The sequence below is a fragment of the Paenibacillus sp. Mc5Re-14 genome (genome assembly GCF_001049835.1).
GTDB lineage: Bacteria > Bacillota > Bacilli > Paenibacillales > Paenibacillaceae > Paenibacillus > Paenibacillus polymyxa_C.
The window spans coordinates 63,583-77,628 of record NZ_CVPD01000003.1; the positions used below are offsets into that span (position 1 = coordinate 63,583).

The 14,046-nt window shown below is 38.7% G+C and carries 15 protein-coding genes; all 15 read left to right on the plus strand.

Annotation, left to right across the window (positions count from 1 at the left end):
• Window positions 1-32 precede the first annotated feature (32 nt).
• Window positions 33-533: a hypothetical protein gene (locus tag BN1546_RS26400; protein WP_090739363.1), complete on the plus strand. Its 501-nt coding sequence runs from the start codon at window positions 33-35 to the stop codon at window positions 531-533.
• Between the two features lie 34 nt (window positions 534-567).
• Entirely contained in the window at window positions 568-744 is a 177-nt protein-coding gene (locus BN1546_RS27535; RefSeq protein WP_176702385.1) for a hypothetical protein, read from the plus strand.
• Between the two features lie 112 nt (window positions 745-856).
• Window positions 857-3,238 (plus strand): RNA ligase, encoded by a 2,382-nt coding sequence (locus BN1546_RS26405; protein ID WP_176702386.1) that lies wholly within the window; start codon window positions 857-859, stop codon window positions 3,236-3,238.
• A gap of 148 nt (window positions 3,239-3,386) precedes the next feature.
• Window positions 3,387-3,968 carry a guanylate kinase gene (locus BN1546_RS26410; protein ID WP_090739364.1) on the plus strand — a complete coding sequence of 194 codons (582 nt, stop codon included), beginning with the start codon at window positions 3,387-3,389 and terminating at the stop codon, window positions 3,966-3,968.
• The gene (locus BN1546_RS26415) at window positions 3,950-4,570 is read left to right on the plus strand and encodes a hypothetical protein (protein WP_090739365.1); all 621 of its coding nucleotides are present in this window, start codon (window positions 3,950-3,952) and stop codon (window positions 4,568-4,570) included. The genes BN1546_RS26410 and BN1546_RS26415 overlap by 19 nt, the downstream gene beginning before the upstream one ends.
• Window positions 4,571-4,582: 12 nt before the next feature.
• Window positions 4,583-6,172 (plus strand): replicative DNA helicase, encoded by a 1,590-nt coding sequence (locus BN1546_RS26420; protein WP_090739366.1) that lies wholly within the window; start codon window positions 4,583-4,585, stop codon window positions 6,170-6,172.
• Between the two features lie 27 nt (window positions 6,173-6,199).
• A complete protein-coding gene (locus tag BN1546_RS26425; protein ID WP_090739367.1) occupies window positions 6,200-7,288 on the plus strand; it encodes a toprim domain-containing protein in 1,089 nt (362 codons plus the stop codon).
• Entirely contained in the window at window positions 7,249-7,950 is a 702-nt protein-coding gene (locus tag BN1546_RS26430) for a 3D domain-containing protein (protein WP_255305648.1), read from the plus strand. The genes BN1546_RS26425 and BN1546_RS26430 overlap by 40 nt, the downstream gene beginning before the upstream one ends.
• Entirely contained in the window at window positions 7,923-8,186 is a 264-nt protein-coding gene (locus tag BN1546_RS26435) for a hypothetical protein (RefSeq protein ID WP_090739368.1), read from the plus strand. The genes BN1546_RS26430 and BN1546_RS26435 overlap by 28 nt, the downstream gene beginning before the upstream one ends.
• A gap of 62 nt (window positions 8,187-8,248) precedes the next feature.
• Window positions 8,249-9,937 (plus strand): DHH family phosphoesterase, encoded by a 1,689-nt coding sequence (locus BN1546_RS26440; RefSeq protein WP_176702387.1) that lies wholly within the window; start codon window positions 8,249-8,251, stop codon window positions 9,935-9,937.
• 17 nt (window positions 9,938-9,954) lie between these two features.
• Window positions 9,955-10,212 carry a hypothetical protein gene (locus tag BN1546_RS26445; RefSeq protein ID WP_090739370.1) on the plus strand — a complete coding sequence of 86 codons (258 nt, stop codon included), beginning with the start codon at window positions 9,955-9,957 and terminating at the stop codon, window positions 10,210-10,212.
• A gap of 16 nt (window positions 10,213-10,228) precedes the next feature.
• Window positions 10,229-10,603, plus strand: a complete 375-nt coding sequence (gene nrdI / locus BN1546_RS26450; RefSeq protein ID WP_176702388.1) for a class Ib ribonucleoside-diphosphate reductase assembly flavoprotein NrdI — start codon at window positions 10,229-10,231, stop codon at window positions 10,601-10,603.
• Window positions 10,587-12,716: a class 1b ribonucleoside-diphosphate reductase subunit alpha gene (nrdE, locus tag BN1546_RS26455; protein WP_090739372.1), complete on the plus strand. Its 2,130-nt coding sequence runs from the start codon at window positions 10,587-10,589 to the stop codon at window positions 12,714-12,716. Before nrdI ends, nrdE begins: the two co-directional genes overlap by 17 nt.
• A 52-nt stretch (window positions 12,717-12,768) precedes the next feature.
• Window positions 12,769-13,764: a class 1b ribonucleoside-diphosphate reductase subunit beta gene (gene nrdF / locus BN1546_RS26460; protein WP_090739373.1), complete on the plus strand. Its 996-nt coding sequence runs from the start codon at window positions 12,769-12,771 to the stop codon at window positions 13,762-13,764.
• Entirely contained in the window at window positions 13,761-14,015 is a 255-nt protein-coding gene (locus BN1546_RS26465) for a thioredoxin family protein (protein WP_090739374.1), read from the plus strand. Before nrdF ends, BN1546_RS26465 begins: the two co-directional genes overlap by 4 nt.
• The last annotated feature ends 31 nt before the right edge of the window (window positions 14,016-14,046 follow it).

Below are 14,046 nucleotides of genomic sequence, written 5' to 3' on the forward strand. Positions count from 1 at the left end.
TAAAAAAAATAAATTTTAGGAGATGTTGTTTAATGAGTAAATTCGTAGAAGGTCAAAAAGTAATGGTTCGTGAAGATTTAGAGAGTGGAAGAAATTATAATGACCTATACTTCGCAGAGAGTATGGAAAAATACAGAGGGAAAGAATTTGAAGTATTAACGGTTAATTGCGATGATTATATTCTAAGTGGAGACGATGAAGTGGTAGATTGGTACTTTAACGATGAAATGCTAGTCGAAGCAATTCCTGCACCTCCTGCGCTTCCTACTAAGGTTCTGGAGCTTGGGCAAATCGCTAAACTGGAGATTTATGTTGAACGAGTAATTGTGAATGATCCTGCTACAATTATGTTCTATCGTGTGGCTAACTTTGATGAAAAAACCAGTGAGTTTATTTCTTGGAGTGACACTAAGAAGGTTGTTGCGAAGGTGAACAAAGATATCGGAGACACGTTTGAAGTTGGAGCTGGTGTTAATGTTGCATTGCTGAAAGCATACCGCAAGGAGATTGACAAACAGCTACGCAAATTTTAATTGACAGATGTAATTTTAACTAGGGGCGTGTCAAATGATAAAGTACGAAATGGAAGACGGTAATAACAGTGCTAATATATTTCTCGTTGATGACGAGTTTAACATAAAGATTTTGGTAGCTGTAGTCTTTGACAGGGCGCATTCCAGAATTATTGTGCGCAAGTTGAATGAGTACATCGTATCTAATCCAGTGAGGACGACTGAGAACTAGCCAATGAGCCGAAGAAAGTATTGACAGTGAGAGGGTTAACATCTATAATGAGAATATAGATGTTAACCTTTTAATTATTTAAAAGAGTTTTAAACATACAAAACATTAGGAGATGATTATTATTCGTAATTTGGTTCTTTTGCGTGGCGCAATGGGAGCAGGGAAATCATTTTTCATCAAAAAAAACAAGCTGGAACAGTTTGTACTGAGTGCAGATGCAATTCGCTTGCTTTTCCAAACGCCTGTAATGACTGAATCAGGCAAGTTTTCAATCAACTCAAGAAATGATGGGAAAGTGTGGAAGTTGTTGTTTGAACTTCTCGAAGAACGTATGAAACGTGGAGAGTTCACGATTATCGACGCTACACACGCTAAACAGGAAATGATTTCACAGTATAAGGATTTAGCACAGAAGTATCGTTATCGTGTTCATGTGGTTGATTTCTCTGACATTCCTCTGGAAACACTTTTGCTCCAGAACAGAATGAGAGACGAACACAAACATGTTCCTGAACATGTTATCATGAATGTTCATGAACGTATGCAAACAGAGCATGTTCCAAAATGGGTTAATGTAATCAAGCCCGAAGAGTTTCATGATACAGTTCAGTTTGAACAAACGATTTACGAAAACTATGATTACATTCATCATTTTGGAGACATTCATGGAAGTTATGAAGCACTTATGGAGTACTTTGCGAAGACTGGACACGCTTTCTGCCAAGATACAGGGTATCCGATTCTAAAGGAAAATGAACTGTATATCTTTGTAGGTGATATCACTGACAGAGGCACACAGAACGCAGAAGTATTAAATTTCTTTCTAAGTATCTACGCTCTTAAAAATGTTGTAATTCTCGAAGGAAATCATGAAATTCATTTATGGAACTGGGCGAATGACGAAGATGTTCGTAGCAAAGAGTTCATCGACTTTACTCAACCACAACTTGAAAAGCCATTCAAGTATTTGATACCAGTTGATGTTGAATTTATTGATGAACTAGAAGAAAAATTGGATGAAGATAAATTGAAGGAATACAAGAAAGAAGTACGCCAATTCTATCGCAGACTTCGCCAAGTTGTTTGTTATAAGGCTCATGGTAAGGAAGTTGTTGTTACGCATGGTGGGCTTTCCAAAATGCCCGATAATCTTATGTATCTTGCCACAGAACAACTCATCAAAGGTGTAGGTGACTACGAGGTAGATATCGACAATGCTTGGGACAACAATCTTCCATACATTTATGGTGAGTGCATTTACGCAACAGGTGGAGATGGGCTAAAAATTCCTTACGCTTTAGAAGTGTCAAAGAAAGTAGAGTTGTATCAAATTCATGGTCATCGCAACATTTTCCGACTGCCTGTACAAGCAGGAAAGTACAGTTTTAACCTTGAAGGACAGGTTGAGTTCGGTGGTCATCTACGTGTGGTTGCATTAGATGCAGAGGGATTTCATGCGACAGAAGTAAAGAATAACAACTTCAAGATTCGCAAGGGTGTTGTTCCTAAACATATTGACGAGACAGATACGAGCATTGATCAGCTTATCGCATACATGTCTAATCATGAAATGATTGAAGAGAAGGACTTGGGTGGAAATATCTACTCATACAACTTTACTCGGAAGGCATTTAAGGATAAAGTTTGGGATGATATCAACGTGAAGGCAAGAGGTTTGTTTATTAACAAGAACACCAAAGAGATCGTTTCTCGATCATACAACAAGTTCTTCAATGTAAACGAACGCTCTTTCACGAAGATCAATGCGCTTGCCGACAATATGGTATTCCCTGTGCAAGTCTACGACAAACCGAACGGATACCTTGGAATTGTGGGATATGATTCTGAAAGCGATGAGCTAGTGTTTAGTTCGAAGTCGTCAACTGGTGGAGAATTTGCAGGATGGTTCAAAGAATTGTTTATCGGTCAGTTTGGAAGTGTTCTGGAAGCGATCAAACAAGAGTTAAAGGACGAAAATATCGCTCTGGTCTTTGAGGTAATCAAAGTGAAAGAAGACCCACACATCATTGAATATGCAGAAGACAAATTGGTGCTACTTGATCTGGTGAAACGTACTGTGAAATATGAAAAACTTCCATATGATGATGTAGTTCAATTCGCAAGATTCTATGGTTTAGAGCATAAAAATCTCATGCACACATTTGACAATTGGACTGACTTTTATATCTGGTATCGTGATGTGACAAATGACTTTAGTATTGATTACAATGAAGGATTTGTTATTGAGGACTCTGCTGGATTCATGACAAAGATCAAGCTTCCTTTCTATAGTTTCTGGAAGCAATTTAGAAACATTAAGGATTTGTTTGCTAAACGTCACGAGCATACAGTAAAAGGTGGAAGTCTGTACACACCATTGCACAATAGAGTGTTCAAGTGGATGAAGGGTCAAGACCGTCAATGGTTGAAGAGAACTGATATCATTACTATTCGCAAGGCATACTTACAGGAGCAGTCCAAAGAACTGTTATAGCTAAGGAGCCGAAGAAAGTATTGATTAAAGTATAATATTAAGATATAATGGATATAGAAAACATAAGCTGTGAAGAACAGCATCCTAACATGAGCGTGGTTGAGAGAAGATCGAGGTCATAGCAATCATTCATTTAGGAGAGATGTTCATGGCAATATTCTGTTTGATCGGTCAGTCTGCAAGTGGGAAGTCAACGGTGGAAAGGCAAATCGAATCATTGGGCTATCCAAGGATTATCTCATATACTACTCGCCCAATGCGCGAGAAAGAGAAAGATGGAGTCGATTATCACTTTATTAATTACCCCACTTTTACTGAACTGAACGAGTCTGGATTCTTTGCAGAGAGAGCGCAATACCGCGACTGGCATTATGGGTTGTCTCTGAAAGGTATCGACTACTTGAATAAGAATTACATTGTCGTTGTTACGATCCATGGATACGAAGAACTTGTTCGTGTCGTTGGTCAAGAAAATGTAATTGGAATCCATATCAAGGCTGATGAACGAGAGAGAATGATTCGCCAGTTAAATCGTGGTGATGATGTAGATGAAGTAATCAGACGCATCCACACCGACAGAGTTGATTTTGCAGGAGTAGAAGATATCTGTCAACATACTGTCGAGAATAGACATTTCGATATGACAGTTGATGAAGTGATGGATATTATTTATTTCCAAGGAGCCGAAGAAAGTACTAAGGAGGACTGTTTATGGCTGAACGATATGTGAAATGTCAGTTCTGTGAACAGACAGTCCCTTACAAAGAAAGAGACACCTTAGCCAAAGAAGAGGTTAGGGTGTCCAACAAGGGAAAGACAGCGAACAAGTACTGGCACAAAGAATGTTATCCGAAGGAATTGGCTAAACGAGAGTTTCTTTTGGATGAGCAAAAACAGAAGGATGAAATGTACGAAACAGTCAAGAAAATCTACAGCATCAACTTCTCTCCCTCTAAAAGTTGGTGGGAGATGATCGCAGATTTGCGAGAGGGAACCAACAGATATCAGAAGTTCTGGAAAAAGCGTTATAAGCAGGGCGTACCATACAACGTTATCAGAGAAGCCTTTCTTTTAAGCGTGCAAGATATTGAATGGGCGCGAATGAGTAAGAACTTCAAGTCACTAGAACAGGAAATGCGCTATGGTTTGATGATTATGCAAGGCAAAGTGAATGATGCTTTCCGCAAAATGAAAACGCGAGAGCAACAATCCAAAATCAACGAAGCAATGGAACAAGTCCACATCGAAGACATGAAGGACAATCGGGAAGTGTCATTCAAGAAGAAACAACAAGAGAATAGAGACTACAGCTATCTTCTTGGAAATGACTAAGGGGTTGATTGTTTGAGCATTAAGCAATTGTCTACAGAGAGTTACAACAAGGAAGCAATGTTAGTGGGTATCCTTTGGAATAAACCTGACTTGTTCGATGTTTATAACGAAGAGAAGCTTAATAAAAAAACATTTGGTAATGTGATTTGGGCTTTTTATATGGGGATTGCACGAAAACTCCATAAGGATGGCTACATGGTATTTGACGACATTACTGTTCAAGGCGTTGTAACTGAGCTAAAGCTTAACGAAAAGTTTGAAAAGTATGGTGGGTATTCCATCATTGAAGAGCTGATGGAAGAAACGAAGAATGCAACAGACAACTTCGAGGGTTATTATGACGAAGTAAAAAAGTACGCATTACTTCGTGAGTATTATCAACTATTCGGTGATAAGGTTGTCGAGAAAAAAGAAAATTACGATTATAAAACATTAAGTCGTAATGCAATCTCAATGTACTGGAACGATAAATTAAATAGTGTTGACATTGAACACAACGAGACAAGCATTGTCGCTTACAACCTGTTGGCTAATCTCGACGATTTCATTAATAGGCTGGATATCAATCCTGACTTGGGTATGCCATTCTACAAGGGTAGAAAGCTTACAGACATTATCAATGGTTGGGCTTATGGGACGCTCAGTATCATCGGAGCATTTTCAGGTAATGGTAAATCGAGTTTTGTAATGGAAAAGCTGATCATGTCCTGCATCAAGGAAAGTGAAAAGCTTGCGATTATTGCCAACGAGATGGACTTAGACCAGTATCAGAAGATGTTACTCATTACTGTCATGGGCGCGGAAATGTATGCCAAGTTTAAAGATTACTTTGAAGAAGATAAAATTCGATTTAATCGTAAATCTATCAATAAAGGTAATTTTACAGCAGCAGAAAAGATGAAACTTCAAATGGCTGTCGATTGGGTCAAAGAGATGATCGGTGGAAACGACAGTCTGATTAAGCTGATTCCTCTTGAAGAGTACACGATGGATAATGTTGAGAAGGTTGTCAAGAAATTCGCTCGTCGTGGCTACAATCGTTGGATTGTTGATACAGCGAAACCATCTGAGGGTGGGCGTAAAGAGCGTTGGCAACAATTCGTTGAGGACTTTGACAGACTGTACAAGCTGGCTCGCAAAGATGGTGGCGGTCTTAACTTGGCAATGATGGCGACAGTTCAACAAGCTGATAACTATGTCGGAAAATACTGGCTGAACGAACAGTGTCTTGCAGATGGTAAGAAGATTAAGAATGTTGCTGATCTTGTGTGGCATTTACGTCCTGTGCATCCACAGGAATATCAAGGTGGAGCAAATGAGCTTGAAGTTATCAACTGGATTCGTAAGAGCGATGATATGTTCAACAACGATGAGGTAGATGATGATGTATCGTTCACAACTGATGATGGCACTACGCTGATGAAGCAGAAGATCACATTAAAGCAAGGGAAAGTTTATTACTTACTATTCACCAGCAAGAATCGTCGCGGTATGACTAACCTGACTGGTCTTGATGTTCTAGTGTTAGAGGTTGACTTTAACTCAAACAGATGGAAAGAGGTTGGCTGGTGTAAGAATGTTAAGCGTGACGATTTTATGTAGAATGCCAAAAAGTATGGTGATAAAAAAATGAACGTAAATGACTTGCCAATAATCAAGGAGAGAATTTATGAGGAAGGTCTGGTAGAGCAAATACTTGAAGCATTAGAGTGTGAGTATGTTAGACCTATCGGGAATGCAAGATATGAAGCTATGTTGCCTTTACGATTCATGAAAGGGAATAAGAGGGCAGTTCAAGTGAAAAACACGCCTTCCTTGCCCTCTCACATTTACACAACAGGTGTGAATGGAGATATATTCCTTCTTGTTGGATACATCTTGTATGGAGTGGAAACACAAGAAGAACTTCAAGATATATTATTTCAATGTAAAGCTTTTGTTTGCAATCTGTTTGGATGGCATGAGTACATCACTTATGAACAAGGCGATGACTTCGAAGAGATTGTTGAGAAAAGGGATTATCTCGCGTTTTTAAGACCTACTCAGAAAGACAGAAAAAAACGGAATAGGCTTAAAGTTATGAGGGATAAGGAGAACCAAGTGTTGGACAAAGATACTGTATTCAGTTGGTATCGTCAGATTCCGCAAGGAGCCTTTATTGAGGATGGAATCAGTGTTCGTACACAGAAGGTTTTCGAAGTAATGTTTGATGAAACAACCATGAGAGTTGTGTTTCCTATCTACAACTCAAATGGTGAATTAGTCTCGATCAAAGGCAGATACATCGGAGATGATGAGTGGGTTCTTGACGAAATCAAGTATCTATATCTGTATAGCTTCGATAAGAGTATCGAACTATTCAATTATCATAGAGCATTACCATATATCAAAAAATCAGGTGAAGTAATTGTCTTTGAATCCGAAAAGTCCTGCATGAAAGCATATCAATATGGTTTCAAGAATTGCGTTGCGATTTGCGGCTCTGAATTGAGTCCTGTACAGGCACACATGCTCATTATGCTAGGTGTTAATATAACTTTTGCTTTCGACAATGATATGGACGATGAGCATGTAAGAAAGCAAGCGAAGCAGATACGTACACGAAAATGCTTCTGGATTAAAGACACCCTCGGACTTCTCGACGAGAAGGACGCGCCTGTCGATAAGGGGAAGATAGCGTGGATAAAATTAATGAACGAGTGTCGAAGCGTAATTTAGGGTTTACAACACTCGCTATTCTGTTAGCGGTTCTTGCTACTGGATGTGGTCAAAACCATGAAGAAAATAAGGTAGATGTTGTCGAATCGAATACAGTTGTGTATAATCCAATCTTGGACTTGCAAGTTAAGAAAATCGTGGAAAAGCAAGCTGAGATCGAACGACAAGAGAAGGAAAAGCAAAAGGCTTTGAAAGCCGCTAAGACCAAAGCAGAAGCTAAGACTAAGGAAAAAGCAGAGAGAAAAGCGGAAGAAAAAACTGTAGCGGCTAAAACGGAAGCTAAAAAGAAGGCTAGACGAGAGGTAACGACACAAGCAGGAAGTGGTAGTTGGGATTCATATGTTTTAACTCACTATACAGCTACTTGCAGAGGGTGTAGTGGATTCACTAGAACCGAAATTGATGTTCGTAAAACTACTGAATATCATGGATACAAGGTTTTGTCTGTTGATCCAAGAAGGATTCCTCTCGGTTCGATTGTAGAGATCAAAGATGGCGATAGAACGTATAAGGCTATTGCTATTGATACAGGTGGTGCGATTAAGGGGAATAAGCTCGACCTACTTGTTGGTAGTAATAAGGAAGCTGTCAGACTCGGCAAGAAAAATATTAAGTTAAGGATAGTGAGAAGAGGATGGCAAGACGCAAAAAACAAGAGCTAGACACAGTACCGATTGCAGATCATTACGAAACGGTCGTTGCATTCACGCAAAATTGTTTTAAAGATGGTCAGGTAATGTGTATTATGCCGAAGTTTGGCGAGACGTATCAAATAAGTGGCAAGAATGGAAACTATACTTTTACAGAACAAGTGCTGGAAGACATGCTGGAAACAGGACAAGTGAAGATAACTTGGCGCAATGAAAAAGAAGTAAGTCTCATGGGTGTTATAGTATAGCCCATGGTTCACTTCTTTTAATGAGCCGAAGAAAGTACTATAATAATAGGGAGTTGTTGTATTTGGCGAAATGGATAAAGCGCAACAACGTAAAGGTTAAGAATGATATGTTGCTGATTGAGAAGTTAGCAAAGGTCAGAGGGATTAAGAATCTTGAAGAGTGGATGAACCCTCCTTCTATTTCAGTGAACAGCCCATACAAGCTGATGAACATTGATTTGATTGTCCAGAGAATCATAAAGGCAATTCACACACAAGAATTGATTGTGATTGTAGCTGACATTGATACAGATGGAGTTTGTTCTACAGGAACCATGTTTAACTACCTGAAAGAATTGACTGACAATATCAAGTACATTCACGCACAACGGAGTCATGGTCATGGTGTAGAGACTGTAGTAGATCAAATCCAAGAGGATTGTCTGGTGATTATTGTTGACTCGTCATCTAACTCTGTAGAAGGTTGTAAGGTATTGAGCGATAAGGGCATAGATGTACTCATTATCGACCATCACCAGATAGACGAAGAGAATCCATATGCAACGATTGTGAACTGTCAGCAGGGGGATTATCCAAACAAACATCTTTCTGGTAGTGCAATGTGTTATAAGGTGTGTCAGGTTCTTGATGAATACTTAGACATTGATCTTGCTGACGATTTTCTTGATCTTGCGGCAATTGGAATCGTAGCAGACATGATGGATATCAGAAACATGGAAAACCGATATCTTATCTACAATGGGATGAATAACATACTCAATCTTGGCATCAGGGAAATTTTGAAGCAAAGCAAGATTGACTATCAAGATGGCATCACCTCTACCAATATAAGCTTTAAGATTGCACCAATTATAGGCGCTTGCTCTCGTTTTGATAAAATTGAGTTGGCTCTTGAGCTTGTCACCTGTGAGGATGAAGCAAGAGTGAAAGAATTGGTCAAAGAGATGATTGAGATGAATGAAAAGCGTAAAGTCAATCAGAAGTTTTATGTTGAAGGTGCTGTCGAAAGTATTGACGATTCTCACAACATTATCGTCTACGTGGATAATGAAATTGATTCTGGCTTTAGAGGATTGATAGCAACAGACTTTGTGGAACGATTCAATAAACCAGTATTCGTTCTAGCTGAATTTAAGGATGACGAGGGAAATATTATCGAGTATAAGGGTAGCGCGCGCGCAGTAGGCGTACTTCCTCTTAAAGAATTATGTGAAAGTACTGGTCTTTTTAATCTGACAAAAGGTCACGAAGGAGCCTTTGGTATTGGTTTTATTGCCGAAAATCTCCCTAAGATAATTTCTTTCTTTGATGACACTTTAGATAGTACAGACCTTCAAAAAGTAGTTCAATACGACTTGGAATTGCATTCCAGTGACATTGACGAGATGGATATTAAACAAGTTGAGAAGTTTTCTCGGATCGTTGGTCAAGGATTCCCTGAACCAAAATTCCTTATAAAAGGATTGGTTGCGGAGGAAGAAGAAACCAAGAAGCTTGGCAAGTATGTTCGTGCTATACAAGGAGCTAACAAGGATACAATTAAGATTCCTTGCGAAGATGGATTTGCTCTGATGAAGTTCAGAACACAAGATACGTATGCGAAGGATGTTGAAGATCATTTCTATGCTAATTTCGCTACTGAAATTGATGCAATCGGAAGCCTCAACATTAATCGTTTCTATCATGGCGGTTATAAGCGTTGGATTACAACCAAGCAAGTGTTTTTGGAGGATTACAATATCATTGAATAGGGGCGTGTGATAGTCAAATGAATGAAGACATTTTGATTAAGATGTATGTAGAAGCGTCTGATGAAGGTCATGTCATTACAGGCTTAACGGTATCACGATCAGGCTCTATTATCGAGACGATTATTAATGATGACAAACATAAAGATATTAGACATTTGAATCAATATGCTGGTGCAGTCATTATGGTTTTTTACAATAGAGAATTTCATGAATCAGGAGTTTTTGAAAAGGCTGGATTCAATAAAAACTTTGTAACTTCTGTTTATTACAAGTAGAAAGGGTGATGATGATTTGCTTATCCTTTTCTATTCTAAAACAGGGAATATAAGAAGATTTTCAAACAAGCTTACTAAAAGAGGATTTGTTTGTAAAGACATTCTTGAGCATCCAAAAGTTGAAGAGGATTTTGTGCTAATCACGCCTACTCATGGATTCGGGCAGATACCAGATGCAGTTCAGTTGTTTCTTAGAAACAATCTTGAACATCTGGTGGCTGTCGCTTCCAGTGGCAATAAGGTGTGGGGGAACGACTTGTTTGGGAAGAGTGGAGAAACAATTGCAGATGTGTACAATGTTCCCCTTTTACACAAGTTCCAGAGTCAAGGATTTGAATCAGATGTAGATATATTTATTGAGAGGGTGTTGAGTCTTGGCAAAATGGATTGAGTACAATAATGAGGTAAAAATAGCCAAGGATGGCTTGTATCAGTTCGAAAAGGATAAAGAAGCTGTTAAGGATTACATGGTCAATCATGTAAATCAAAACATGGTATTCTTCCACGATCTTCGTGAGAAAATCAATTACATGATCGAAAACGATTATTATGACGCAAATCTGTTTGACATGTATACATTCAAGCAAATTAAATCAGTATTTAATAAAGCGTATAGCTTCAAGTTCCGATTCCCATCTTTTATGAGTGCATTCAAGTTTTATAACAACTATGCGCTCAAGACAGACGATCAGACTAAATTCCTCGAAAGATACGAAGATCGTGTCGCAGTATCTGCGCTTTACTTCGGTAAACTCTACGCAAACTCTGACAATCAAGATGATATGTATCAAGAAGCATTGCGTCAGGTTGTTAATATGATGGAGCAAAACTATCAACCAGCAACGCCTACATTCTTGAATGCTGGAATCAGTAGAGGTGGAGAGAAGGTTTCCTGCTTCCTTTTGAGTACGCCTGATTCTACAGAAGGCATTAACTATGTGAATAATGCTGCATCTCAATTAAGTCGTCGTGGTGGCGGCGTAGGTATAAACCTTACTAGACTTCGTGCCATTGGTGAACCTATCAATGGTACGGAAGGCGTGTCTGGTGGGGTAGTTGGGGTAGCCAAACAGCTAGAAGAGCAGTTTAGTTATTTCAATCAGAATGGTAAGCGTGATGGTTCTGGCGTTGCGTATCTAAGCATCTTCCATGCAGATATTAATCGTTTCCTTGATACAAAGAAAGTAAATGCTGATGAAAAGATCAGACTCAAAACTCTCTCTATTGGTATCATTGCACCTAATAAATTCTTTGACTTAGCTATTGAGGGGAAACCATACTTTGTTTTCTATCCTCACAATGTCTATAAAGAGTATGGCATTGAATTGAATGATATGGATATGGATGAATGGTATGACAAACTCGTTAGCAATCATAATATCCGAAAAGATAAGTTAGACCCTCGACAAATGCTAAATAAAGTAGCACAGATTCAACAACAGTCTGGATATCCATACTGGATGTTCATCGACAATGCTAATGATGTGCATGTACTTAAAGATATTGGTCGAATCGAAATGTCTAACCTTTGCAACGAAATCTACCAATTATCCAAACAAAGTAACATTTCCAAGAATATGTACGATGGAACAAGTGAATGGGGCTACGATGTGTCTTGTAATCTTGGCTCTCTGAACATCGTAAATGTAATGGAAAACAAGAAAATCAAAGAAGCTGTTCATCTGGCTGTCAATGCTCTGAATGTTGTTGTGGATGATACAAATATTGAATCAGTTCCTACAGTAGCAAATGGTAACAAGAACGTTCGTTCTCTTGGTTTGGGAGTCATGAACCTTCACGGATACTATGCAAAAAACAGCATCTTCTATGACAGTAAAGAAGCGAAAGACTTCGCCAACACATTTATGATGAGTGTGAGATTCTATGCTATTCAACGGTCGATGGAGATCGCCAGAGATATGGGTACTGTATTCACAGACTTTGATAAGTCTGAGTACGCAAAAGGAAAAGAAGGAAACTTGTTCCCTAAATACTTGAACAATAATTACTCTCCACGAACTGATAAGGTGAAAAAATTGTTTGAGGGAATTTATATTCCCAATCAATTAGACTGGGAATATTTGATGGAAGATGTTCAGAAGTATGGCATGGCAAATGCATATCTTTTGGCAATCGCTCCTACAGGAAGCATTTCATATATTCAGTCTGCTACTGCTTCGATTTCTCCAATCACTGAGCAAATTGAGACAAGAACTTATGGTGATAGCGTAACTCATTACCCTATGCCTTACATGACAAATGACAATATGTTCTTCTATACACCAGCCTATGAGATCGACATGTTTAAGTACATTGATCTGGTGGCAACGATTCAAGAGCATGTATGTCAAGGCATTTCAACAACGCTGTTCGTTGATAGCAATAAGACAACAGAAGACCTTGCAATGTACTATGTATACGCAAATAAAAAAGGACTGAAAGGTTTGTACTATACGAGAACAAAGCTTTTGAGCGTAGATGATTGCGTTAGCTGTTCAGTGTAATGAGTGAGGGGCTTTGCCCCTCAATACTTAAAATAAGGAGAGGTTTAAAAATATGACTACATTCCAAGCTGTAAACTGGAATACACCAGAGGATGACTTTACCCTAACGTTTTACGAGCAGAACTTGAAGCAATTTTGGATTGATACTGAGTTCGTTCCAAGTAAGGATATCAAGGCGTGGGGCAAACTTTCAGACGCAGAAAGGGAAACGTATCGCAAAGTTTTAGGTGGTCTGACTTTGCTGGACACCGAACAGAATGGTGTTGGTATGCCGCAAATTTTGGATCACGTTGATGGTTTGCAACGTAAGACTGTTCTTTCATTTATGTCTATGATGGAAGGTATTCACGCTAAGTCGTACAGCACAATATTTACTACACTAGATTCGAGCGAACAAATTAATGAAGTTTTTGAGTGGGTATCTGAGAATAAGTACCTACAGAAGAAGTTGAACATTATTGATGGATACTACAGAAACATTGACTCTCCTAAAAAATTGTATATGGCTATGGTTGCGAGTGTTTTCCTTGAATCCTTCTTATTTTATAGCGGATTTTTCTATCCACTGTATCTAGCTGGTCAAGGCAAGATGGTAGCCAGTGGAGAGATTATTAACCTAATTATTCGAGACGAAGCGGTGCATGGCTTGTATGTTGGGCTACTCGCACAAGAGGTTTATAACAATCTCTCTATTGAAGAGCAAAATGAAATAGAATTTGAAGTCTATGCACTTCTAAGAGAACTGATGGCGAATGAAGATTTATATACAGAAGAGATTTACGCTGACATTAACCTTGATGCTGATGTTAAATCATTTCTTCGCTTCAATGCTAATAATGCCTTGATGAACCTTGGTAGAGAAGCCTTCTATGAAGAGAATGATGTGAATCCAATTGTACTTAATGGTCTTAGTACACAAACCAAAACGTTTGACTTCTTTAGTAATAAGGGGAATGGATATCAAAAAGGTAAAGTTGCACCTATCACTGATACTACATTCGCTCATGTGTTTAAAATGCTTGAAAAATCGGAGGATGATAATTTATGAAGATTGTTAAGTTTGTACAGCCAACTTGCCAACCGTGTCGTATGGTGGATGGGTTTCTGAGTCACTTAGGATTGAAGGTAGATGAAACGATGGATATCGTAGTTGATGATAAAGCGTTTGAGTTAGCTACAAGTTTTGGAGTTCGTAGCACTCCAACTCTCATCCTGTTGGACGATGAAGGCAATGAAGTAGATCGTGTTTCTGGTATGAATCACGAAGGGATTAAGAGATTATTCGAATTGCGTGGTTAAAACTTTGTGGCTATGGAGACATAGCCACAAT